This window comes from Curtobacterium sp. MWU13-2055, from assembly GCF_023242305.1.
GTDB lineage: Bacteria > Actinomycetota > Actinomycetes > Actinomycetales > Microbacteriaceae > Curtobacterium.
Window position 1 is genome coordinate 116,546 of the sequence record NZ_JALLIO010000009.1, and the last position, 23,281, is coordinate 139,826.

The following is a 23,281-nucleotide window of genomic DNA, read 5'->3' on the forward strand; positions in this document are numbered from 1 at the left end:
TTTCGTCGACTCAACCGTAGGTGTCGCGAGGACCGCGCCCCTGGACCGTCCTGGGGCCGCGTTTCCAGGTGGGGACGTCCGGCCCCGAAACCCGGATCGACTCCACCCCGGCTTCGGGGTGCCGCTCGGCGATGGTCGTCGTGACGCTGGCCCGCATGAGACGGAGCTGGGTCGCCCAGGCCGTCGAGTCACACCGGATGACCAGCGCACCGTCGTCGATGGTGACCGGGGTGGAGTGCTTCGCGAGTTCCTCACCGACGACGCTCGGCCAGTCCACGAACAGCTCCGAGCGGGCCAGGGGTTCGGTCCACCCGAGCTCGTTGGCCAGGGATCCGACGACGTCACCGAGCCCTCGAGGTTCACGGCCGCGGCCGTACGGGACGGTGTCGGCGTCGAACTCGCGGGAACGACGGCGGCGGGCATCGACCCCGCGCTTCGAGGGGTCGCCGAAGACGGCACGGAGGTGCCGGTACAGCCGCGACGGCTCGGTCGGCTTCCACGGGCGGGGCATCAGGCGTCGACTTCCGGCGGGGTCGCGTCGGTCACGATCGTGCCCGCCTCGATCCGCACCGTGTGCGCGGCCAGCTGCGAGGGGACGTCGCCGAACACCGCGGCCGTGATGAGGACCTGCTCGTAGTCGGCCACCGCGTTCCCGAGGCGTTCGCGCCGGGATTCGTCGAGTTCGGCGAACACGTCGTCAAGGATGATGATCGGGTCACCGAGGTTCGACTCCGCCCGCAGGATCGACGCGCTCGCCAGCTGGATCGCGAGCGCGAAGGACCAGGACTCCCCGTGACTGGCGTACCCGCGGGCAGGTAACCCGTTGAGCTGGAACAGGACGTCGTCCCGGTGCGGCCCGACCAGGGTCAACCCGCGGTCGAGTTCGTCACGACGACGCCGCTCGAGGGCAGCCGCGAACGCCTCGGCTGCGGCGGTCACGCTCACCGGCTCGTCGGGGGTGCCGAGGACCGGGTCCGTCGCGGCGGCGGCCTCCGGGTCACCGCCACGGATCGAGAGCACACCGGCGATCGAGGCATCGTGGTCCTCGCCCGCGACGGTGGCGTACGCCTCGGCGACGAACGGTGCGAGCCGGCGGGTCAGGTGGTCGCGCGCGGCGACGATCTCGGCACCGAGTCCGACGAGGCGGTCGTCCCAGACGTCGAGCGTCGACAGGGCGTTGGCCTTGGCGCCGGTGGCACGGGCCGACTTGAGCAGGGTGTTCCGCTGGCGGAGTGTGCGGTCGTAGTCGGCCAGCACCCCTTGCATCCGCGGTGCGATCTGGCCGAGCAGCTCGTCGAGCATGCGTCGCCGACCGGCCGGTTCGCCACGGACCAGGGCGAGGTCCTCGGGAGCGAAGAGGACGGAGGTGCAGTAGCGCGGGAGTTCACGGGGCTTGATCGCGGACCGGTTCACCTGCGCACGGTTTGCCCCGGTGCGGTTGATCTGCACCTCGGCGAGGATGCTGCGGTCCTCGTGCGCCAGGCGGGCCCGGACGATCGCGGCGTCGCAACCCTGGCGGACGAGCGCGGCATCCGTCGGGACCCGGTGGGAACCGAGTGTCGACAGGTACCCGATGGCCTCGACCAGGTTGGTCTTGCCCTGCCCGTTCCGGCCGACGAACAGGTTCGGCCCGCGTGCGAGGTCGACGTCCGCCTCCCGGTAGTTCCGGAAGTCGGTGAGTTGGAGATGGTCGACGTGCACGCGGGCCGAGTCCGGGTTTCCCCGGGTGGTCCTAGGACTTCTTGACGGCGTGACCGCCGAACTGGTTGCGGAGCGCCGCGACGGCCTTCATCGTCGGGGACGCGCTGCCCTGACGCGAGACGAAGCGCGCGAAGATCGACGCCGACAGCGCCGGCATCGGAACGGCGAGCTCGATGCCCTCTTCCAGCGTCCAGCGGCCCTCGCCCGAGTCCTCGACGTAGCCCTCGAGCTCGTCGAGCTTCGGGTCTTCGTTCAGGGCCAGGACCATGAGGTCGAGCAGCCACGAACGGACGACCGTTCCGCGCTGCCACCCGGCGAACACGGCGGGGACGTCGGTGATCAGGTCCTTGGCCTCGAGGAGCTCGTAGCCCTCGCCGTAGGCCTGCATGATCGCGTACTCGATGCCGTTGTGGACCATCTTGGCGTAGTGACCCGCGCCGATCGGACCGGCGTGCGAGAATCCCTCTTCGCGCGGGCCCTCGGGGCGCAGTGCGTCGAAGACCGGCATGGCGAACTCGACGTCCTTGACGTCACCGCCGACCATGAGGCCGTAGCCGTTGTCCTTGCCCCACACGCCGCCGGAGACACCGGCGTCCATGTAGCGGATGCCGCGCGCACCGAGCTGCTCGGCGTGCGTGGTGTCGTCGAGCCACTTCGAGTTGCCACCGTCGATGACGAGGTCGCCCTCGTTCAGGACGCCGGCGAGCTCGGTGATGACGTCGTCGGTGATCTTGCCGTGCGGCACCATCACCCAGACGAGTCGCTGACCCTCGGGCAGGGCGCCCGCCAGGTCTGCGAGGCTCGCGACGTCGGAGACGGCGGGGTTCGCGTCGTAACCGGTGACCTCGATCCCTGCGTTGCGGAGACGGGCACGCATGTTGTTGCCCATGCGACCAAGGCCGACAAGACCGATGTGCATGATTTCCTCTTCTGTTTCGTCGTCGCGCTGAGGCCGCAGCTGGTGCGTCAGCGCAGTGTTCCTGTTGCGCCTATCGCAGCAGCAGGTTGGGCTGCAGCAGGTACCGGTATCCATCGGTCGCGGCAGCCTCTTGCGAAGTCTGGCCGGTGATCAGCACCGGGCCCGGCTTGTTGGGGTTCTCCGTCTTGGTGAAGGAGATGCGGACGAACTCGGAGTGCACCGCGTTCAGTCCGTCGAGGAGGAAGGCGGGCTTCAGCGAGACCACCGTTTCCTCTCCGGTCAGCAACGCACTGATCGACTCTGACGCCTGCGCTTGTTCGGATCCGATCGCCTCGAGCGTGAGCCCGTCGACCGTGAAGGAGAACCGGAGCGCTGCTTCGCGCTCCAGGACGAGTGAGACCCGTCGGACGGCTTCGACCAGCTCGGCGGTGTTGATCACCGCGTGGTCGTTGACGTTCTCGGGGAAGAGCCGGCGGACCGGCGGGTAGTTGCCCTTGATCAGCAGCGAGGTGACGGTCTTGTCGTCGGCGTGGAACGCGATGAGCTCACGGTCCGAGTTGCCGCTGATCGAGACCGAGACGGTGGACGCCGACCCGAAGGTGCGACCGACCTCCTGCAGCGTGCGGGCGGGGACGAGGGCGTGCAGCGGGTCCGAGCCGACGCGGCCGGAGTCCCACGCGATGGTCCGGACGGCCACGCGGTACCGGTCCGTGGCGATGAGCGACAGGTCGTTGTCACCGACCTCGAGCTGGACACCGGTGATGACGGGGGTGACGTCGTCGCGGCTCGCGGCGACAGCGACCTGCGACACGGCCTCGGAGAAGGAATCGCCGGGGATGACACCGGTCTGCGGACCGATCTCGGGCAGCGTCGGGTACTCCTCGACCGGCATGGACAGCAGCGTGAAGTGCGCCGATCCGCAGGAGACCGAGATCTTGGAGTCCTCGGTCGTGAAGGTCACCGGGGCGTTCGGTAGTCGGCTCGCGATGTCGTTCAGCAGGCGACCGCTGACCAGGACCGTGCCCGGGTCGTCGATCTGCGCCGAGATGGACGTCTGCGCCGAGACCTCGTAGTCGAACGACGAGAGCGTCAGACGATCGCCGTCGGCGTGGATCAGGACGCCCGACAGGATCGGGAGGGTCGTGCGCTGTGGGAGGAGTTTCACCGCGAAGGAGACGGCTTCGGAGAAGACGTCCCGGTTGACCTCGAACTTCACAGCTGGAACCCCTGTCGATCGGCTTGGACTGTCCGGCCGCCCCATTCTGGCACAGGCGGACGTGGGCCGGATTTCTTGTCATCCCGCCGTCCACAAGGTTGTCCCGCGGAGATGGATCGTTAACCAGGAGTAATGGTGTTAACGCCTGTGCACACTGTGGATAACCCTGTGCATGCCGCTCGGCCGTAGGGAACTACACCGTTGTGACTTGTGGGCGAGCTGTGGGCGACGTCGGGATGAATGAATCTCATCTATCCACTTCCATCCCCAGTTTCCACAGGAGGCCCCCTCGCTGTGAACAACCGGGCGGCGTGTCCTCCACAGTTATCCACAGGCTATCCACACTGTGAGAACTCCGGCCCATGGAACCGTCTCAGATGGTGGATGCGCCCGGAAACGTACCGATCTCAGCGGTAGCGGCGGTCCTGTTTGATGCGGCTCGTGAGCTCGGTGACCTGGTTGTAGATCGACCGCCGCTCCTTCATGAGCTCGGTGATCTTCTTGTTCGCGTACATGACCGTGGTGTGGTCGCGGTTGCCGAACAGCTGCCCGATCTTCGGGAGCGACAGGCTCGTGAGCTCGCGGCACAGGTACATCGCGATCTGTCGTGCGGTGGCGATCGCCTGCGAACGGGATGACCCGTACAGGTCGTCGACGGAGAGCTTGAAGTACTCCGCGGTGTGGTTGATGATGTCCGTCGGCGCGACGACGTTGTCCTCGTCGAGGGTGATCAGGTCCTTGAGGACGGTCTGCACCAGGGCCATGTCGACGGCCGTCCGGTTCAGGCTCGCGAACGCCGTGACGCGGATGAGCGTCCCCTCGAGCTCCCGGATGTTGCTCGACACCTTCGAGGCCATGAACTCGAGGATGTCGTCCGGCACCTGCAGGTGGTCGGACTGCGCCTTCTTGCGGAGGATCGCGATGCGCGTCTCGAGCTCCGGCGCCTGGACGTCCGTGATCAGACCCCACTCGAAGCGGGAGCGCATGCGGTCCTCGAAGCCGGTCAGGTGCTTCGGTGCGACGTCCGACGTGATGACGACCTGCTTGTTGTGGTCGTGCAGCGTGTTGAACGTGTGGAAGAAGGCCTCCTGCGTGGAGTCCTTCCCCTGCAGGAACTGGATGTCGTCGATCAGCAGGATGTCGATGTCGCGGTAGCGCTGCTGGAACTGGTTCGAGCGGTTGTTCGCGATCGAGTTGATGAAGTCGTTGGTGAACTCCTCGCTCGACACGTACCGGACGCGGATCCCCGGGTAGAGGCTCTCGGCGTAGTGCCCGATGGCGTGGAGCAGGTGGGTCTTGCCCAGCCCGGAGTCGCCGTAGATGAAGAGCGGGTTGTAGGCCTTCGCCGGAGCCTCGGCCACCGCGACCGCTGCGGCGTGGGCGAAGCGGTTCGACGAGCCGATGACGAAGTTGTCGAAGTTGTACTTCGGGTTCAGCCGCGACTCCGGCCGGCCGCTCGTGCCCGGGGAGTCGATCTGGCTCGGCACGAAGGGTGCCTCGATGTACTGGCGGGGTGCAGCGCTCTGCTCCACTGCTTCCTGGACGGGCTCGGCGTACTCCGGCACGTTCGGGTCAACGCGCGGCTCAGACGCCATGTCGGGGTTCACCGTGATGGCGAAGTTCGCGACCGAGTCGTCACCGATGCGGGCGACGGCCTCGGTGATCGGGATGCGGATCCGCTGCTCGAGCATGCCGCGGGTCAGGTCGTTCGGGACCTCGAGGTACAGGGTGCCGGCGAGGACGCCCTTCGGTTCGACCAGGTTGAGGAACCCGTGGAGCTGCGGCGTGATGCGGGGGTCTTCGCTGAGGATTCCGAGTACGGATGACCAGAGGTCCTCGACGGGGTCGGCCGGCATCGTCATGTCGCGCTCGTCTCCAGGTGTGTGTCGTGCGTTCGGTGCCGGACCGGGGTGCGTCCTGCTGGGTCGGACGTGCCGGAGTGCCGCGGGGTGTGGCACTCAGCGGACCGTGTCGTGCGCCGGCGGTTCGTCGGGGTCTCGGGGGCTTCGTCGACGCCTCGTACCGCGCGTGTTCCCACAGGGTTGTCCACAGTGTTGTCCACGACCGCCCGGATCCGTCGGACAGGAGTACTTCCCTGTCGTACCGGGGCGCGGGGCCGATCGATGACCCCACTGTAAAGGACCGGGCAGGGTGGCACCGAACGGAAGTTGTCCCCAATGTGGAGAATGGACCGCAGCGGTGTCCTCGACGCCTCCGGCACCGAGGCCGGCCCGATCGGCGTTTGACCTGCTCGCTGCTGTCACGTACCGTTAACCAGTTGACTGCGGCCGATTGGTCGCGCCCATCTGCGTCGTTCGACACCGAGCGATGACACATACATACGTGACGGCTCGCCGCGAGCAGCCGTGTGGAGAGATCATGAGCAAGCGCACCTTCCAGCCGAACAACCGTCGCCGCGCCAAGAAGCACGGCTTCCGCCTCCGCATGCGGACGCGTGCCGGCCGCGCCATCCTGTCGGCGCGTCGCGCCAAGGGCCGCACCGAGCTCTCGGCCTGATCAGGCTCACCGCCTGATCCGGTCCTCGGTCTGACCCCGGCATCGCAGTGTTGGCCAGCGCCAACCGCATCGTCCGCGGGGACGACTACCGGAACGTCGTGCGTCGTGGTCGCAAGAGCGCCACGGCGCACGTCGTCGTGTCCGTGGTCCGTCGCTCGACGGACCCCACCGGACCGTCGCGGTTCGGGTTCATCGTCGCCAAGACGGTGGGCAACGCCGTGACCCGGAACCTGATCAGGCGGCGGCTCAAGGCGATCGCGCACGGCATCCTCGCCGACTCCCCCGTGGGGTACGACGTGGTGGTGCGCGCACTGCCAGCCGCATCGCAGGCCGGATGGCCTACCCTGCTCGAAGACGTCGTGCGCTCCTTCGCGCGCGGGGTGGAGAAGGCAGCATGAACCGCACCCTGTGGACCCGGCTGGCCTGGGTCGCCGCGTTGCTCCCACGCAACGCGTGCGTCGTCGTGCTCCGGGCCTACCGTGCCGTGATCTCGCCGCTGTACGGCAACGTCTGCCGGTACCACCCGTCGTGCTCCCGGTACGCCCTCGAAGCGATCCAGCAGTACGGCGTCGTCCGCGGATCCGCGATGGGCGCCTGGCGTATCGCTCGCTGCAACCCCTGGGCTGCAGGCGGCATCGACGACGTCACGGAACGTCGTCGCCCGTTCGTCGTCAACCGGTTCGGGTTCGTCCTCGCGCCGATCCCGCAGCAGCCGCACCCCGCGGTCGGAACGGCCCGGCCGGTCCTGCTCCCCCAGCGCACTCGAAAGGCGTAGCCGTCCCCATGGACATCATCGGATTCGTCCTCTGGCCGCTCAAATGGGTGGTCTCCGCCATCCTCGTCGGCTTCCACTGGATCTTCGAGAGCATCGGCATGGACCCGGGCGCGGGTATCACCTGGGTCCTCTCCATCATCTTCCTGACCTTCGTGGTCCGCGCCGCGCTGATCCCGATCTTCGTGCGGCAGATCAAGTCGCAGCGCCGCATGCTCGAGGTCGCGCCGCAGCTGAAGAAGATCCAGGACAAGTACAAGGGCAAGAAGGACCAGTTCTCGCGTGAGGCCATGAGCCGCGAGACCATGGCCCTGTACAAGGAGACGGGCACCAACCCGCTGAGCTCCTGCCTGCCGCTGCTGCTGCAGATGCCGATCTTCTTCTCGCTGTACTCGGTGCTGCACGAAGCCCAGATCAACAAGACGGGCATCGGCCTGCTCACGAACGACCTCGCGGCGTCGTTCGGCAACGCGGCCCTGTTCGGTGCTCCCCTGCACGAGACGTTCACGAACGCCTCCGGGTGGGAGGTCCGTGCGATCGCCGGTTTCATGATCGTGGTCATGACGGCCTCGCAGTTCATCACGCAGCTGCAGCTCGTCGCCAAGAACATGTCGCCGGAGACCAAGGCGTCGCCGATGTACCGCCAGCAGAAGATGATGCTGTACATCCTCCCGCTGGTCTTCGTGATCTCGGGTCTGAGCTTCCCCCTCGGCGTCATGTTCTACTGGCTGGCCTCGAACGTCTGGACGATGGCGCAGCAGTACTTCGTCATCCGCAGCATGCCGACGCCCGGTTCCGAGGCGGCCCTGGCGCGTGAGGCGCGTCTGGCCAAGAAGGCCCAGCGTCGCGGGATCGCCAACCCGGTCCTCGCCGAGGCCGGTGCCGGTGCTGGCGCCGCCGAGATCGAAGCCGTGCGAGTCACCACGCAGCGTTCGCAGCCGGTCGGCAAGCAGCGCTCGAAGAAGAACGGGAAGAAGTAAGTGACCGAGCAGGACACCGCCGCAGCTGTCGACACCACCGAGGTCCCGGACGAGGACGCCCGTGACGAGGCCGACATCGCTGCGGACTACATCGAGGAACTCCTCGACATCTGCGACCTCGACGGAGACATCGAGATCGAGGAGCGCGCCGGTCGCGTCTACCTGTCGGTCACCGACGACGGCGAGGCGCTCCGCGTCCTCTCGAAGCCGGACACCGTGACCGCCCTGCAGGAGCTCACCCGAATCGCGGTGCAGGCCGAGACGGGCGAGTTCAGCCGGCTCATCCTCGACGTGGGCGGCTCCCGTGACGCTCGTGCCGACGAGCTGCAGCGACTGGTCGACACCGCCGTCGAGCGCATCGAAGCCGGATCGTCGTCCGCAGCACTCCCCCCGATGTCGTCGTACGAGCGCAAGCTGGTCCACGACCTCGTCGCTGAGAAGGGCTTCCACTCGGAGTCCGAGGGTGAGGGTCGGGACCGCCACACGGTCGTCACCCGATGACGGACGAGTCGGTGTCAGCCGACACCGCTCCCGCGCCTTCGGACGCTGCTCCGGTGCTCGAGGCTGAGCCTGCGGCTGCGTCCGTGCTCTTCGGCGATCAGATCGAGACGGCTCGGTCGTTCACGAACGAGCTGGCTCGCCGGGGTGAGGAGCTGGGCCTGATCGGCCCGCTCGAGCTCCCTCGGCTCTGGACGCGACACATCCTCAACTCTGCCTTGTTGGCACCCCTCCTGGAGGCCCGTGGCCGGGTTGCCGACGTCGGCTCGGGTGCGGGATTGCCCGGTCTCGTGCTCGCGATCGCCCGTCCCGACGTGCACTTCACGCTCATCGAGCCGATGGAGCGTCGCGTGGACTGGCTCACCAGCGAGGCGAGCCGGCTTGGTCTGTCGAACGTGGCGGTGGTCCGCGGCCGCGCCGAGGACGTCTCCGACGACATCGTGGTCGACCAGGTGACTGCGCGTGCAGTCAGTGCGTTGTCCAAGCTCATCCCGATGACGGTTCCACTCGTCCGCTCGGGCGGCCAGCTCATCCTGATGAAGGGTGCGCGGGTCGACGACGAGATCGAGAAGGCACGCAAGGTCATCTTGCGCCAGCACCTCTCGGACGTTGAGGTCCTCGAGCTCGGGGACGGTGTGGTCGCAGAGACCACGCGGGTCTTCCGGGCTACAGTTGACTGACCCTGCGGCTTGGATCGGCACGACTGATCCCTTGCTGCTCCACGTTTCACGTGAAACATCGAACCGGGGAAGAGGCATTCGTTGAGCTCATCGACCGATTACGACGCGTCGACTCCGCTTGCTCGCGAGATCGCCGACCTGAACCGCCGACGCCGGGCGATCGCGACGCAGCAGTTCCCGTTGCCCCCGAAGACGCGGATCATCACCGTGTCGAACCAGAAGGGTGGCGTCGGGAAGACCACGACGACCGTCAACTTGGCCGCCGGCCTCGCGCACGGTGGCGCACGGGTGCTCGTGATCGACCTCGATCCGCAGGGCAACGCGTCGACGGCCTTGGGCGTCGACCACCAGGCTGAGGTCGCCAGCATCTACGACGTCATCGTCGATGAGGCCGCGATGGCCGACACCGTGCAGCGGTCCCCCGAGTCCGACACCCTCTGGTGCGTCCCGGCGACGATCCACCTCGCGGGTGCTGAGATCGAGCTCGTCTCCTTGGTCGCTCGAGAGCAGCGGCTGCGCACGGCGCTCGAGCTGTACCTCCAGTCGCTGGACGAGCCGTACCACTACGTCTTCATCGACTGCCCGCCGTCGCTCGGTCTCCTCACGATCAACGCGTTCGTGGCGGCGCAGGAAGTCCTGATCCCGATCCAGTGTGAGTACTACGCGCTCGAGGGACTCAGCCAGCTGCTGCGCAACATCGAGCTCATCGAGCGGCACCTCAACCCGAACCTCCGGGTCTCGACGATCCTGCTCACCATGTACGACGGTCGGACCAACCTGGCGAACCAGGTGGCGAACGACGTCCGCGAGCACTTCGGTGACCAGGTCTTGAAGGCGATGATCCCCCGATCCGTCCGGGTGAGTGAAGCGCCGAGTTACGGACAGAGCGTCGTCGCGTACGACGTGAACTCCACCGGGTCGCTCTCCTACTTGGAAGCGGCCGCCGAGATCGCAGCACGAGGAGCGTAAGACTGATGGCACCCAAGCGAACCGGACTCGGCCGCGGCATCGGCGCGCTCATCCCGACGGCAACGGACCAGCAGGACCGCCCCGTCGACGTGTTCTTCCCGACCGGTGGGTCGCCGGCGTCGGCACCCACCGCGGACGAACTCGTCGCTGTTCCGGGTGCCCGACTCGCGAACCTCAACCCGCTGGACGTGATCCCGAACGGGCAGCAGCCGCGCAAGGAGTTCCGCGAAGAGGAGTTGCAGGAGCTCGTCTACTCCATCCGTGAGATCGGCGTGCTGCAGCCCATCGTGGTCCGTCCGATTCCCGGGGCTGCGGGGACGGATCCGCAGTACGAGCTGATCATGGGTGAGCGGCGCCTCCGCGCCACCAAGGAACTCGGGCTCACGACCATCCCGGCGATCGTCAAGGAGACGCCGGACGACGCGATGCTCCGGGACGCCCTGCTCGAGAACCTGCACCGAGCGCAGCTCAACCCGCTCGAAGAGGCTTCGGCGTACCAGCAGCTCCTGGCGGACTTCGGGATCACGCAGGAACAGCTCGGCCAGCGCATCGGCCGCTCCCGTCCGCAGATCACCAACACCATTCGTCTGCTGCGGCTCCCCTCCCCCGTGCAGCGTCGGGTTGCTGCCGGCGTGCTGTCGGCCGGTCACGCCCGCGCGATCCTTGGTGCCCCGGACGCGGAGGCGATGGAGTACCTCGCCGAGAAGATCGTCAACGAGGACCTGTCGGTGCGCGCTGCCGAAGCGATCGCGCAGCAGTTGGCGACGAAGACCCCTCCGAAGACCACGCCGCAGCCCTCCAAGAACCAGGCGCACTTCAACGACCTTGCTGAGCGCATCGGTGACCGGCTGAACACACGGGTCAAGATCGCCGTCGGTGCCCGGAAGAGCTCCGTGACGATCGACTTCGCGAACGGCGACGACCTCAATCGCATCCTGTCGGAGCTGGGGATCAGCGACGTCTCGTCCTGACGGCTTGTCAACGGCGCTGAGCGCCCCGTAGCGGGCCTCGCATGCCTGGGCCGGGTGGCCTGGAGCAGTAAGGGGGCGTTCGGCCCTGTACGGGGCGAGGAGCCGTTCCGCTGGTTCGAGTTCACGAGCAGCGAACGGGAAGCCCGTACGTTTCACGTGGAACACTGCCAGGCTCGCATCATGAGATCCCGCAATCCCGAGCCGCTCTGGCGTGATGTCGTCGGTCAAGAACTCCGTGCTCGTCGCCGCGTCCGCGGGGACACCCTGCAGGATGTCGCTCGTCGCGCAGGGGTGTCGCCGCAGTACCTGTCGGAGATGGAACGGGGGCGGAAGGAGCCCTCGAGCGAGATGCTGGCAGCAGTGGCCGGTGCACTCGAGAGCTCCTTGCTGGACTTGACGGCGGCGGCGGCAGAACAGCTCCGCGAGCGAGCACGCTCCGCAGGTACTGGTGGCGAACAGCTGCGGAGTAGTTTCCTCCTCGCAGCCTGAGGCGTCCGGGAGCGCCGTCGGTCAGCGTCGAGTGATCACGTGGTCCACGAGCCCGTACTGCTGGGCCTGACGGGCCGTGAAGACCCGATCGTGATCCGTGTCGGCCCGGAGTTGGTCGACACTCTGGCCGCTGTGCTCGGCGAGCAGGCACTCGATCTCGGCCCGGATCCGAACGACCTCGTCCGCCTGCAGGATGAGCTCGGGAATGGCCCCCTGTCCCTGCGCCGCGGGTTGGTGGAGCACGACCCGAGCATGCGGCAGGGCCGACCGCTTTCCTTCGGCGCCCGCGGCGAGCAGGACGGCTCCGACACCGATTGCCTGCCCAACGCAGGTAGTCGCGACGGCGGGGCGGATGAACCGCATGGTGTCGTAGACGGCGAGCATGGCACTCGGATCGCCGCCGTCGCAGTTGACGTAGAGCTGCACGTCCGAGTCCGGGTTGTCCGACTCGAGGAAGAGGAGCTGCGCGATGAGGGCATTGGCGACGCCAGCATCGATCGCGGTCCCGATGTAGATGATGCGCTCGGTGAGCAGGTGCGAGTAGACGTCCAAGACCCGGTCGCCGCGAGCGTCCCGCGCGATGACGTTCGGGATCGTGTACGCGCTCATCGGTCAGCCTCCCCTGCCGCAGGTCCGCCGAAGCCTGTCATCGTGGAACGGGGCTGCTGGGGCCGGATCACCGAGAAGTCGTCGACGATCAGGTCGACGAACCCGTAGTCGAGGGCCTCCTGCGCGGAGTACCAGTGGTCGTGCAGCGAGTCCTCGAAGATGCGGTCGACCGTCTGACCGGTGTCCGCCGCGATGAGTCCGAGCACGGTGTCGCGGGTGTCACGGAGGTGGTCCGCCTGCAGCGCCACGTCCACCGCACTCCCCCCGATCCCTGCGGATCCCTGGTGCATCAGGATCCGGCTGTGCGGCAGCGCTCGTCGCTTGCCTGGAGTACCCGAGGACAGCAGGAACTGCCCCGCGCTGCAGGCGATCCCGAGTGCGAGCGTGCTGACGTCGTTGGGGATCACCCGCATGAGGTCCCGGAGTGCGAGCATCGCCGGAACCGAGCCTCCGGGCGAATGGATCCAGAGCGCGATGTCGTTCCAGGGGTCCGCCGTCGCGAGCTCTACAAACTGCGTCATCAAGACCGTGCCGTTGTCGTCGTCGAGGGCGCCGTCGAGTACGAGCACGCGTTGGTCGAAGAGGGCACGCCGGTACTCGGTCGTGAAGGCTGCGGGGGTGGTGAATCGGTCATGCGTCCACCGTGCGCCCGCAGATGACCCGAGGCGCCCGTTGCTGCTCAGAGCGGATCAGCTCTCAGCAGCGAACCACGAGTGCCGACGTTCCACGTGGAACATCGACCCTCACGCACTCCGATGTTCCACGTGGAACGTCAAGCTGCGGATCAGGCGTGGTGGTCGCGGATCGCCTGTTCCGCGAGCTCCGCGTACGTCCACCCGAGATCGAACCCCGATGCGGAGAGTGCCTGCGGCAGCAGGGATGTCTCGGTCAGACCCGGGAGCACGTTGGCTTCGAGGAACCACGGCGTTCCGGCGCCGTCGATGATGAGGTCCACACGGGACAGGTGGCGGAGGCCGAGGGCTGTGTGCGCCGCGACGGCGGCATCGGCTGCAGCGGTCGCGAACTCGTCAGACAGTCGGGCGGGGGTGTAGAACGTCGTCTCCCCCGCGTTGTACCGCGCCTCGAAGCCGTAGATGCCGTTCCGCGGGACGATCTCCACCGCGGAGAGTGCCACCGGCCCGTCGCCCGTGTCGATGATGCCGACCGCGACCTCGGTACCGCGGATGAGCTGCTCGACCACGACGTCGTCGCAGTACGTGTAGGCCGTGACCATGGCACGCGGCAGGTCGTTGACGTCGTCGACGAGGGTCACTCCCTGCGCGCTGCCACCACGCGCCGGCTTCACGGCGAGCGGTACCGGGTGCTCCCCCGCGATGGCCTTGAGCACCCCGACGGCGCCGAGCTCGCGGAACACGTCGTGGGACAGCGTGACGGAGCGAGGGGTGCGGACGCCCGCCCGCGCGACCAGCGCTGACGCCGTGGGCTTGTCCCATGCCAACCGGGCCGACGTGGAACGTGAGCCGACGAACGGGATGTCCACCGCCTCCAGGATGCCCCGCAGGGCCCCGTCCTCACCGGAGGCGCCGTGCAGAGCCGGCCACACGACATCCGGGCGGGACTCGGCGAGAGCCGGCAGCAGCAGCGCGTCGGCGTCGCGGAGATCGACCTGCCAGCCGTACCCGGTCAGCGAGTCGGCGACGCGCCGACCGGAGCGCAGGGAGACGTCACGTTCGTGCGAGATCCCTCCGGCGACGACGACGACGTGACGACGAGTGAGCTCAGCCATGGGGATCCTCCGGTGTGGAACGACGGTGCTGGTGGGCCACGCACCGCAGAAAAGCGCTGATCAGGAGATGTTCGGCGGCGGAGCGCTCACCGAGGACGTCTCGCGGACGACGCTGTTCGGCCGAGTCGTCGGACCGAACGTCTCGATCAGCTCGAGCTCGTCGTTGACGACGTTGGCGAGCCGCTTCACGCCGACGCGGATCTGCTCGGGGGTCGGGTAGCAGAACGACAAACGGATGTGCCCGCCGCCACGACCGTCGGCGTAGAAGGCCGTCCCCGGCGTGTAGGCGACGAGCTCCTTCACGGCGCGCGGCAGCATGCCCTTCGAATCGAGGGACTCGGGGAGCGTCAGCCAGACGAAGAAGCCACCGTTCGGCTTCGTCCAGGACAGGTCCGGCAGGAACTCCCCCAGAGCGGACAGCATGGCATCACGGCGCTCTGCGTAGATGCCCCGGAAGGTGTCAACCTGACCCTTCCAGTCCGCGGCGTCCAGGTAGGCGTTCACGACGTACTGCCCGAAGGAGTTCGGGGCGAGGACGGCGGACTCGTTGGCGAGCACGAGCTTCTCGCGGATGGCGTGCGGTGCGAGCGCCCAGCCGACGCGGAAACCGGGTGCGAGGGTCTTCGAGAAGGACCCCAGGTACACGACGCCCTCTTCGTCGATGGAACGGATCGCCTGCGGTGCCGGCTCGTCGAACCAGAGGAGTCCGTAGGGGTTGTCCTCGAGCACCAGGATGTTGTTCGACCGGCAGATGTCGAGCACCTCGATGCGGCGCTCCCGGCTCATGGTGACGCCGGCCGGGTTGTGGAAGTTGGGGATCGTGTAGAGGAACTTGATCCGCTTGCCCTGCGTCCGGAGGTTCGCGATCGCCTCGCGCAGCGCCTCGGGCACCAGCCCGAGCTCGTCGGTGGTCACGTGGACGGTCTCGGCCTGGTACGACCGGAACACACCAATCGCGCCGACGTAGGACGGGGACTCGGCGAGGACGACGTCGCCCGGATCGATGAAGAGCCGCGTGACGAGGTCGAGCGCGTGCTGCGAGCCCGTCGTCACGACGACGTCCTCGGCACTGGCACGGATGCCCTCGAGGCTCATGACGTCCACGATGTGCTCGCGGAGGGACCGCAGACCCTGTCCGCCGCCGTACTGCAGTGCCATGGCTGCGTGCTCGTTCATCACGCGGTCCAGGGAGCCCGTGACGAGCTCCCTCGGCAGCGCGGAGACGAACGGCATGCCGCCGGCCAGCGAGACCACCTCGGGGCGCGAGGCGACGGCGAACAGGGCTCGGACCTCGGAGGCGCTCAGCCCGGCGGTGCGCTGGGCGTAGGAGTCGTACCAGGGGTCGAGGCTGTTGCCGTTCGTCATACCGTGCTCCGATCAGTGAGACATTCCCGCCACACTACGACATCGACCCCGGAAAACCGGGCTCCGCGGCGGGGGCCGATCCGCAACGGGTGGCATGCGAACGCCCCGCCCGCGCCTGCTGAGCAGGACGAGGGCGGGGCGTTCGTGGTGCGGGTGCGACCTACGCGAGGAACTCGGCGAGGTCGGCCTCGAGCGCGGGCTTCGGCTTGGCGCCGATGACGGTCTTGACGACCTCGCCACCCTTGAAGACCTTCATCGCCGGGATCGACGTGATCTGGTAGTTCATGGCCGACTGGGGGTTGTCGTCCACGTTGAGCTTCACGATCTCGATCTTGCCGGCGTGCTCTTCGGCGATCTGGTCGAGGATCGGCGAGACGGCGCGACACGGGCCGCACCACTCGGCCCAGAAGTCGACGAGGATCGTCTTGTCGGACTTGAGGACCTCGTCCGAGAAGGTGGCGTCGGTGACAGCCTTTGCGTTGGACATGGGTGTCCTTTCGTGAGAAGTCGGTACTGGATGTGGAACCGCGGACGCTCCCCCGGCATTCCGGGGGCCGTACGGGTCAGGCGGAGATGGTGACCGGCTCGACCGGGGTCTCGCCCGCAGCAGCGTCGGTCAGCGTGTCCTCGAGGTCGGCGAGGTACTTCTCGGCGTCGAGCGCAGCGACGGCACCGGACCCAGCAGCCGTGATGGCCTGGCGGTAGGTGTGGTCGAGCACGTCGCCCGCGACGAAGACCCCGGGGACGCCGACGGCCTTGGACGTGCGGCCCTCGACGGCGATGGTGCCCTCGGGAGCGAGCTCGAGCTGACCGTGCACGAGGTGCACGCGGGGGTCGTTGCCGATCGCGATGAACAGACCGTCGAGGGCGAGTTCGCTCTCGGTGCCGTCCACGGTGTCCTTGAGCGTCACGCCGGTCACGGCGGAGTCACCCTGGATGCCGATGACCTCCTTGTTCCACGCGAACTCGATCTTCGGGTCGTTGTGGGCGCGGTCCTGCATGATCTTCGACGCGCGGAGGGTGTCCTTGCGGTGGATCACGGTGACCTTGTCGGCGAAGCGCGTGAGGAACGTCGCCTCTTCCATCGCGGAGTCGCCACCGCCGACCACGGCGATGTTCTTCTGGCGGAAGAAGAAGCCGTCGCAGGTCGCGCACCACGAGACACCGTGGCCCGAGAGGCGCTCTTCGTCGGCGATGCCGAGGTGGCGGTACGCCGAACCGGTCGCGTAGATGACCGCGAGGGCTTCGTACGTCTCGCCGGAGCCGACGGTGACCTTCTTCACGTCGCCGGTGAGGTCGACGGAGACGGCGTCGTCGTACAGGACCTCAGCGCCGAACTTCTCGGCCTGTTCCTGCATCTTGATCATGAGGTCGGGGCCCTGGATCCCCTCGGGGAAGCCCGGGAAGTTCTCGACCTCGGTCGTCTTGGTGAGTTCCCCGCCCGTCTCGACGCTGGACGCGACGATGAGCGGCTTGAGCTCTGCGCGCGCGGCGTAGATGCCGGCGGTGAACCCGGCCGGACCGGAACCGATGATGATGAGCTGGCGCATGCCTGACTGCCCTTCCGTTGCGTGCTGACCGGGTCAACACATGGTACCGGCGCGGCATTCCGCGACGTCCGGGAAGCGTGCGGTCAGCGACCGAGCTTGCTCTTCACCATGCCGACGGCGTTCTTGATCTCGCCGTTCTTGGCGACGACGAGCGCCCCGAAGTACACGAGGACCATGACGGCGCCGGTCAGGACGATGGTGATGAGTGCCCCGGTGCGGTCCGACATCGCGAACCCGGCCGCGGAGAACGCCCCGAAGAAGTTCACGACCAGCAGGCCGACCACCCCGGCGATCAGCGCGGCGATGACGAACTGCACGTGCGAGCGGGTCACGACCGGTCCTTCGATGCTGCCGAGCTTGCGACGCACCAGGACGAGCGCGACGATCGTCTGCGCGGTGCCGGCGAGCGTCGTGCACGCGGCCACACCGATGCCGATCACGGAGGTCGGGAACGTCGACACCGCGAGGGCACCGATGACGAACAGGACGGACTGGATGCACTGCATCAGGAACGGGGTCCGGTGGTCGTGCATGGCCCAGAACACGCGCTGGATGATGAACAACATGCTGAACAGCACCAGGCCCGGCATGTAGGCGACCAGGACGGCACCGACCTGCAGGGCGCTCTCGAACGTGCCCTCGTAGAGCCGGCCGAACGGCACCGCGACGACGACCAGCGCCACGGACGCGAAGACCGTGAAGAGTCCGACGATGCGCAGGGACAGCGACAGGTTCCGTCGGACTGATGCCAGGTCGCCGCGTGCAGCATCGTGGCTCATCCGGGTGAAGTACGCCGTCGCGATGGAGACCGTGATGATCGAGTGCGGCAGCATGAAGATGAGCCACGCGTTGCCGAGTACCGCGTTGCCGGGTCCGTCGCCCTGACCCTTCCACGCGACCGCGGACTGCACGATGCCGGCGACCTGGGTCACCAGGATCATCGCGAAGAGCCAGCCGGCAGCGGTTCCCGTCGACTTCAGGCCGACGCCGCGCCACCGGAAGTCCGGCCGGAAGGACAGCCCTGCTCGCCGCCAGAACAACGGGAGGAACGCCGCCTGGGCGAACACACCGAACGAGGCGCTGCCGGCGAGGAGCGCGATCTTCGCCGGCGTCCAATCGTCGAGGGCGCTGCCGCTCGTGCCGTACAGGGCGATGAACACCACGAGCCCGGCGATCGCGATGACGTTGTTGAGCAGCGGTGCCCAGGTGAACGGACCGAACACCTGCTTGGCGTTGAGGACCTCACCGAGCAGCGAGTACATCGCGTAGAACAGGATCTGCGGCAGGCACCAGAACGCGAAGGCGATGGCGAGGTCGGTCGCAGCGGGACTCCGGGTGTCCGAGGACGTCGTGTACAGGCGGACCAGGAGCGGTGCCAGTGCCGTCGCGACGATCGTGATGACGATGAAGACCGACCCGCCGAGCGTCACGATCTTGTTGACGTACGCCTGCCCGCCGTCCGTGCCGTTCTTCATGGCGCGGACGATCTGCGGGATGAGCACGGCCGACAGCAGGCCACCCGCGATGAGCGCGTAGATGTTGTTCGGCAGCTGGTTCGCGACGGCGAACGCGTTCGCCGAGGGGCTCTTGTTCTGCCCGATGGCGTACGCGAGCACGAAGGTCTTCGCGAAGCCGAGGATGCGGCTCACCATCGTCCCCGCCGCGAGCATCGCACTCGCACGCCCCAGGCTGCGCTCCGCGACCGGTTCCGCGTCGACGTCGGGCTGGGGCTGGGTGGCGCTGATGGTCGGCTCCTCGGGGTCGCGGGCGTCCGCGACGCGGCTGGTACGGGCGTCGGACGGGAGGCCCGGCTCGGCCCCGGCACGGGCGATCGCGTCCTGCAGGCGGTCGCCCCCAGGAGCCGCGACAGCGGCCGTTCCGGAGCCGGCCACGGCGAACGCGGTGGGCGCCTCGGCGCGGTGATCCGGGCCTCCCGGTCCGGCGACCGATCCCGCGGACGGAGCAGCCGCGCCGGGCGCACCCGGCTGCACGGCGAGCGGGCGGTTGGGGTCGTCGTCGTCCTCGTCGTCGAGTTCGCCGTTGCGACGACGGATGCGCTTCCGGATGCTGCGGAAGATGCCGAAGCCGAAGATCGCGATCAGGGCGACCGCTGCGGCGGCGGTGATGACCGTCTCCCACTGCGCCTGGACGTTGAGTTCGACGGTGGCCGGTTGCGCGATGGCGACGCCGGTCGGGCTCGACAGGGACATGGTCAGCTCGACCTTGCCGTTCGCGACGGACTGCACGGGGACGGTCGCTCGGGTCGAGGAGTCCGGTTGGATCTCGACGACGATGTCGTTGCGGACGATCCGGAGGGCGGAGTTCGACGGCTGGACGGCCAGGTGCACCGTCACCGGGTAGTCCGAGCTGTTGCGGATGGACACCGGCAGCGAGGACCGGTCGCCGAGCAGGGTCAGGCTGCTCGAGTCGACGATCCCGACCTCGGTGGTCTGCTTCGCCCAGGCTGCGGTGCGGACGTCGACCGCGGCCTGGAGCCCGTCGTCGTCCCCGCGCCACGCGTTCGAGGCGATGGCGAGCAGCCGGAGGCGTGCGGGTGCCGTCAGTTCAGCGGGGGTGTCGAGGATGGTGGCGAACGCGGAGAGCCCCTGTTCGCCCTGCACGAGGCGCTTGAGCTGCGCGATGCGGTCGGCCCCGGTGGACGCACTGTTCAGCGTGAGCGAACCCGCTGTGGCGTCCGACGCCGTGGAGAGGTCGGCCGGTGCCACCCAGGCGGTGCTTTCGAGGGCGTCGAGGGTCTGGCTGAGGCGTGTGGAGTCCGAGGGCCAGTCGCGACCGAGGGTCAGCAGGATCGGCCCCGTGGCGGTGCCGTCGCGCGCCGAGGTGGCGAGCGTCGCCGTGAGCTCGGACATCGCCGAGGACCAGCTCTGGCGGTCCGGTGCGGTCGCGGCGTCGCGCAGCAGCGAAGACATCGACTGGTCCGACACGAGGACGTGGTCGTCGCCGATCTTCTCCGATGCCGAGACCGTGGCGTTCGCGCCGGCGGAGGTGTTCCCGCTCGAGACGATGGTGGTGTCCTTGTCGGCCCGCTGCAGTGCCGTGAGGTCGGCCGCGGTCACGGTGCCGTCCGCCGGCCACGCGATGGAGTCCATCGAGTACGGGAAGTCCAGCAGCTGCTCGGTGGTCGGCAGCGTCTCCGTGGTCTCGCCCGAGCCGGCGTCGGTGGTGGCGTCGTCGCTCGGGGACGCGGTGCTGCTCGGGGTGGTCGTCTGCCCGGGCGTCGCGGTCGGGGTCGGTGCGGGGGTCTCGGCGCCGGGGAAGTTCTCGGTCTTCACGGACTGGTCGAGCGAGATCGGGGCGAGGATGCCGTCCGACCCGGCCTGGCGCAGCCCGGTGACGTCGGCGTCGGCGTAGGACAACGCGAAGGTCTCGTTGCGCAGGGACTCGAGGCGCTGGAGCCACGCGGTCGCCGCGGACGGCGCGTTCTCGCCGAGGATCCGGATCGAGGCGATGATGCGGGGGTCGACCGCGACGGCGACGTTGTGGTCCTCGGCGGCGTCGAGCTGCTGGGTGAGGGTGCCGTCCACCGAGGTCGCGGCGGCGAGGACGGCCGCGCTGAGGATGCCGTCGGTGGACTTCGGGACCGTCACCGGCATCGCGACGGAGACGCTGACCGGCACCTGCTCGAAGTCCGGGTACCAGGTGATCGCGGAGCGGGCGACGGCGAAGGTCTCACCGGCCGTGTACTCCGCCGCGATGCGCCGCGCACCGAACGAGGAGTACCCGCCGAGTGCCACGTTGCCCGAGACGATCTCGACCGAGTCGATGGTGACCGATCGGTGCGCCGGGACCTCCGGGATGTCCACGGAGTCCATCGGGGCGCCGAGGTAACCGGTCGTGGTGGTGTCGGCAAGCCAGTCGGCGAGGACGTCCCGCGTGCTCACGGAGCGGAAGATGTCGAACTCCGCGGTGCCGGCGGGCAGCGCGGCGTCGGTGTCGTTCGTGACGGTCACCGAGAGGGTGAGGTCCTGGTCGCGCTGGACGATCCCACGGTGCGCGGGGGCGACCGAGATCGTGGCCTTGCCCGCATCGGCAGCAGCCGGATCGGCGAGGTGGGTCTTGGCCGACGACACCGTCGCAGCATCGGCGTGCGGGGCGCTGACGGGCGCGACGACCAGGCCGAGCGCGACGAGGGTCGACGCGGCTGCGGCGAGCGTGGTGCGGAGGATGTGCATACGGAAGCGGGCCACGGGGTCGGTTCGGGCCGAGCACGAGTGTATGAGGCGTGACCATGAACAGGTCCCGTGCGCGCGGGGTTGTGGAGAACTCGGGGCCTCGATCTGGGAGGATGAGCACCGTCATGCAGTCCGTTGCCCAGGCCGTCGAACGACTCGACGCACTCGCCACCACCGAGCCCGTCGACCTCCTCGCTCGGGCCTTCGCCGACGCCGGACACGAGCTGGCCCTGGTCGGTGGACCCGTGCGGGACGCCTTCCTCGGTCGTCCCGTCACCGACCTCGACTTCACGACGAGCGCTCGTCCGGACGACATCCTGCGCATCGTCGAACCGATCGCCAGCGCCACGTGGGACGTCGGGCGGCAGTTCGGCACGATCGCCGCTCTGGTCCGCGGCGAACAGGTCGAGATCACCACCTACCGCAGCGACGTGTACGACGGCGAGACCCGCAAGCCCGAGGTCGCGTTCGGCGACACCATCGAGGACGACCTGCTCCGCCGCGACTTCACCGTCAACGCGATGGCGCTCCGGCTGCCGGCGCGCGAGCTCGTCGACGTCCACGGCGGCGTCGAGGACCTGCTGGCCGCACGACTCCGCACCCCGCAGGCCGCCGTGGTGTCGTTCCGCGACGACCCGCTCCGGATGATGCGGGCAGCGCGGTTCACGTCGCAGCTCGGGTTCACCGTCGACGACGACGTCCGTGCCGCCATGCAGGACCTGGTCGACTCCATCGACATCGTGTCCGCCGAGCGGGTACGCGACGAACTCGTCAAGCTGCTCGGCACGGGCGACCCCGTGCGCGGCATCCGCCTGCTCGTGGACACCGGGCTGGCGCAGCGGTTCCTGCCCGAGCTGCCCGAGATGCAGCTCGAGATCGACGAGCACCACCACCACAAGGACGTCTACGAGCACTCCCTGACCGTGCTCGAACAGGCGATCGGCTACGAGGCCGAGCGGCACGCGGGCGACCCCCCGGACACCGTGCTGCGGCTCGCGGCGCTGCTGCACGACATCGGCAAGCCCGCCACCCGCAAGCTCGAGCCGGGCGGCGCCGTCAGCTTCCACCACCACGACCTGGTCGGCTCGAAGCTCGCGAAGAAGCGGCTCCGGGCCCTGCGCTTCGACAACGACACCATCGCCGCGGTCGCACGGCTGATCGAACTGCACCTGCGGTTCTTCGGGTACACCGACGGTGCCTGGACCGACTCGGCCGTCCGGCGCTACGTCCGCGACGCCGGCCCGCAGCTCGAGCGGCTGCACGAGCTCACCCGCTCGGACGTCACCACGCGGAACCGTCGAAAGGCCGATCGCCTGGCGTTCGCGTACGACGACCTCGAGGAGCGGATCCGCGTCCTGGCCGACCAAGAAGAGCTGGACTCGATCCGGCCCGACCTGACCGGCGACGACATCATGCGGATCCTCGACATCCCGCCGGGGCGTGCCGTGGGCGACGCCTACCGCTTCCTGCTCGAGGCGCGGATGGACGACGGGCCGCTCGGCGCCGACGCTGCCGAGGCGCGCCTGCGCGACTGGTGGGCCGCTCGGGACGCGACCGCCTGACGGACGCGACGGTTCTCCACAGACCGGTGGCGCGCCTCCAGGCCGTCGGGTAGTCTGTGCAGGTTGCCCGGCGCGTGTCTGCGTGCCGTGGCACATGCATCAACCCTCCTGCCCCGGGAACTGCCCGGGGCCGCTGAGACCAGAGGAGGTGGGTTCCGCATGCACCAGTACGAACTGATGGCGATCCTCGACCCCGAGATCGATGAGCGCACCGTCGCTCCCAGCCTGGACAAGTTCCTCGCTGTCATCCGCAACGACGGTGGCACCGTCGACAACGTGGACGTCTGGGGCCGTCGCCGGCTCGCTTACGAGATCGCCAAGAAGTCCGAGGGCATCTACGCCGTCGTCGACTTCACGTCCTCGCCCGAGGCCGCCAAGGAGCTCGACCGTCAGCTCGGTCTCTCCGAGGCCGTGCTCCGCACGAAGGTCCTCCGCGCCGAAGAGGGCATCGCGCAGGTCGCCGCCCAGAAGCAGCGCGACGAGGCACGCGCAGCCCGCAAGGCTGCCAACGCCTCCGCAACCGCGACCGCGAGCGCCGAGTAA

Annotated in this window: 23 protein-coding genes; 11 read left to right on the forward strand and 12 right to left on the reverse strand. The window is 68.3% G+C overall.

What is annotated here, in order from left to right; all coding sequences use genetic code 11:
* Positions 1 to 10: 10 nt before the first annotated feature.
* The 5 genes from M4960_RS16580 to dnaA form a co-directional block, all read right to left on the reverse strand.
* Entirely contained in the window at positions 11 to 511 is a 501-nt protein-coding gene (locus M4960_RS16580) for a DUF721 domain-containing protein (protein WP_111083686.1), read from the reverse strand.
* Positions 511 to 1,701: a DNA replication/repair protein RecF gene (gene recF / locus M4960_RS16585; protein ID WP_248704854.1), complete on the reverse strand. Its 1,191-nt coding sequence runs from the start codon at positions 1,699 to 1,701 to the stop codon at positions 511 to 513. Before recF ends, M4960_RS16580 begins: the two co-directional genes overlap by 1 nt.
* A gap of 31 nt (positions 1,702 to 1,732) precedes the next feature.
* A complete protein-coding gene (gene gnd, locus M4960_RS16590) occupies positions 1,733 to 2,620 on the reverse strand; it encodes a phosphogluconate dehydrogenase (NAD(+)-dependent, decarboxylating) (protein ID WP_123292939.1) in 888 nt (295 codons plus the stop codon).
* Between the two features lie 70 nt (positions 2,621 to 2,690).
* Positions 2,691 to 3,836, reverse strand: coding sequence for a DNA polymerase III subunit beta (gene dnaN / locus M4960_RS16595; RefSeq protein WP_248704855.1), 1,146 nt, complete (start codon positions 3,834 to 3,836; stop codon positions 2,691 to 2,693).
* Between the two features lie 407 nt (positions 3,837 to 4,243).
* The gene (gene dnaA / locus M4960_RS16600; protein WP_111083682.1) at positions 4,244 to 5,698 is read right to left on the reverse strand and encodes a chromosomal replication initiator protein DnaA; all 1,455 of its coding nucleotides are present in this window, start codon (positions 5,696 to 5,698) and stop codon (positions 4,244 to 4,246) included.
* Positions 5,699 to 6,215: 517 nt separating this feature from the next.
* On the opposite strand from dnaA, the gene rpmH reads away from it, so the two are divergent.
* The 9 genes from rpmH to M4960_RS16645 all read left to right on the forward strand — a co-directional run bounded on the left by rpmH (position 6,216) and on the right by M4960_RS16645 (position 11,712).
* Positions 6,216 to 6,353: a 50S ribosomal protein L34 gene (gene rpmH / locus M4960_RS16605; protein WP_022889115.1), complete on the forward strand. Its 138-nt coding sequence runs from the start codon at positions 6,216 to 6,218 to the stop codon at positions 6,351 to 6,353.
* Between the two features lie 47 nt (positions 6,354 to 6,400).
* The gene (gene rnpA, locus M4960_RS16610) at positions 6,401 to 6,751 is read left to right on the forward strand and encodes a ribonuclease P protein component (protein ID WP_123937122.1); all 351 of its coding nucleotides are present in this window, start codon (positions 6,401 to 6,403) and stop codon (positions 6,749 to 6,751) included.
* Positions 6,748 to 7,128: a membrane protein insertion efficiency factor YidD gene (gene yidD, locus M4960_RS16615; protein WP_165901008.1), complete on the forward strand. Its 381-nt coding sequence runs from the start codon at positions 6,748 to 6,750 to the stop codon at positions 7,126 to 7,128. Before rnpA ends, yidD begins: the two co-directional genes overlap by 4 nt.
* 8 nt (positions 7,129 to 7,136) lie before the next feature.
* Positions 7,137 to 8,105, forward strand: coding sequence for a membrane protein insertase YidC (yidC, locus tag M4960_RS16620; RefSeq protein ID WP_131845074.1), 969 nt, complete (start codon positions 7,137 to 7,139; stop codon positions 8,103 to 8,105).
* A complete protein-coding gene (locus M4960_RS16625; RefSeq protein WP_111083678.1) occupies positions 8,106 to 8,606 on the forward strand; it encodes a R3H domain-containing nucleic acid-binding protein in 501 nt (166 codons plus the stop codon).
* Positions 8,603 to 9,283, forward strand: coding sequence for a 16S rRNA (guanine(527)-N(7))-methyltransferase RsmG (gene rsmG, locus M4960_RS16630; protein WP_248704856.1), 681 nt, complete (start codon positions 8,603 to 8,605; stop codon positions 9,281 to 9,283). The genes M4960_RS16625 and rsmG overlap by 4 nt, the downstream gene beginning before the upstream one ends.
* An 81-nt stretch (positions 9,284 to 9,364) precedes the next feature.
* Positions 9,365 to 10,252 carry a ParA family protein gene (locus M4960_RS16635; RefSeq protein WP_308222024.1) on the forward strand — a complete coding sequence of 296 codons (888 nt, stop codon included), beginning with the start codon at positions 9,365 to 9,367 and terminating at the stop codon, positions 10,250 to 10,252.
* 5 nt (positions 10,253 to 10,257) lie between these two features.
* Positions 10,258 to 11,223 (forward strand): ParB/RepB/Spo0J family partition protein, encoded by a 966-nt coding sequence (locus tag M4960_RS16640; RefSeq protein ID WP_248704857.1) that lies wholly within the window; start codon positions 10,258 to 10,260, stop codon positions 11,221 to 11,223.
* A 180-nt stretch (positions 11,224 to 11,403) separates the two neighbouring features.
* Positions 11,404 to 11,712: a helix-turn-helix domain-containing protein gene (locus tag M4960_RS16645; protein ID WP_131877923.1), complete on the forward strand. Its 309-nt coding sequence runs from the start codon at positions 11,404 to 11,406 to the stop codon at positions 11,710 to 11,712.
* A gap of 21 nt (positions 11,713 to 11,733) precedes the next feature.
* On the opposite strand, the gene M4960_RS16650 is transcribed toward M4960_RS16645, so the two are convergent.
* The 7 genes from M4960_RS16650 to M4960_RS16680 all read right to left on the reverse strand — a co-directional run bounded on the left by M4960_RS16650 (position 11,734) and on the right by M4960_RS16680 (position 21,191).
* Positions 11,734 to 12,321 (reverse strand): ClpP family protease, encoded by a 588-nt coding sequence (locus tag M4960_RS16650; RefSeq protein WP_248704858.1) that lies wholly within the window; start codon positions 12,319 to 12,321, stop codon positions 11,734 to 11,736.
* Entirely contained in the window at positions 12,318 to 12,890 is a 573-nt protein-coding gene (locus M4960_RS16655; protein ID WP_248704859.1) for a ClpP family protease, read from the reverse strand. The genes M4960_RS16650 and M4960_RS16655 overlap by 4 nt, the downstream gene beginning before the upstream one ends.
* Positions 12,891 to 13,105: 215 nt before the next feature.
* On the reverse strand, positions 13,106 to 14,068 hold the full coding sequence (locus M4960_RS16660; RefSeq protein WP_123937115.1) for a D-alanine--D-alanine ligase: 963 nt from the start codon (positions 14,066 to 14,068) through the stop codon (positions 13,106 to 13,108).
* 60 nt (positions 14,069 to 14,128) lie between these two features.
* The gene (locus M4960_RS16665; RefSeq protein ID WP_123339332.1) at positions 14,129 to 15,433 is read right to left on the reverse strand and encodes a PLP-dependent aminotransferase family protein; all 1,305 of its coding nucleotides are present in this window, start codon (positions 15,431 to 15,433) and stop codon (positions 14,129 to 14,131) included.
* Between the two features lie 160 nt (positions 15,434 to 15,593).
* Positions 15,594 to 15,920: a thioredoxin gene (gene trxA / locus M4960_RS16670; protein WP_017887828.1), complete on the reverse strand. Its 327-nt coding sequence runs from the start codon at positions 15,918 to 15,920 to the stop codon at positions 15,594 to 15,596.
* Between the two features lie 76 nt (positions 15,921 to 15,996).
* Positions 15,997 to 16,983 carry a thioredoxin-disulfide reductase gene (gene trxB, locus M4960_RS16675; protein ID WP_111083668.1) on the reverse strand — a complete coding sequence of 329 codons (987 nt, stop codon included), beginning with the start codon at positions 16,981 to 16,983 and terminating at the stop codon, positions 15,997 to 15,999.
* An 83-nt stretch (positions 16,984 to 17,066) separates the two neighbouring features.
* Positions 17,067 to 21,191 (reverse strand): DUF6049 family protein, encoded by a 4,125-nt coding sequence (locus tag M4960_RS16680; protein WP_248704860.1) that lies wholly within the window; start codon positions 21,189 to 21,191, stop codon positions 17,067 to 17,069.
* Between the two features lie 110 nt (positions 21,192 to 21,301).
* Here M4960_RS16680 and M4960_RS16685 point away from each other — a divergent pair, with 110 nt between their 5' ends.
* Positions 21,302 to 22,738 (forward strand): CCA tRNA nucleotidyltransferase, encoded by a 1,437-nt coding sequence (locus M4960_RS16685; RefSeq protein ID WP_248704861.1) that lies wholly within the window; start codon positions 21,302 to 21,304, stop codon positions 22,736 to 22,738.
* Positions 22,739 to 22,897: 159 nt separating this feature from the next.
* Positions 22,898 to 23,281, forward strand: a complete 384-nt coding sequence (gene rpsF, locus M4960_RS16690) for a 30S ribosomal protein S6 (protein WP_111083667.1) — start codon at positions 22,898 to 22,900, stop codon at positions 23,279 to 23,281.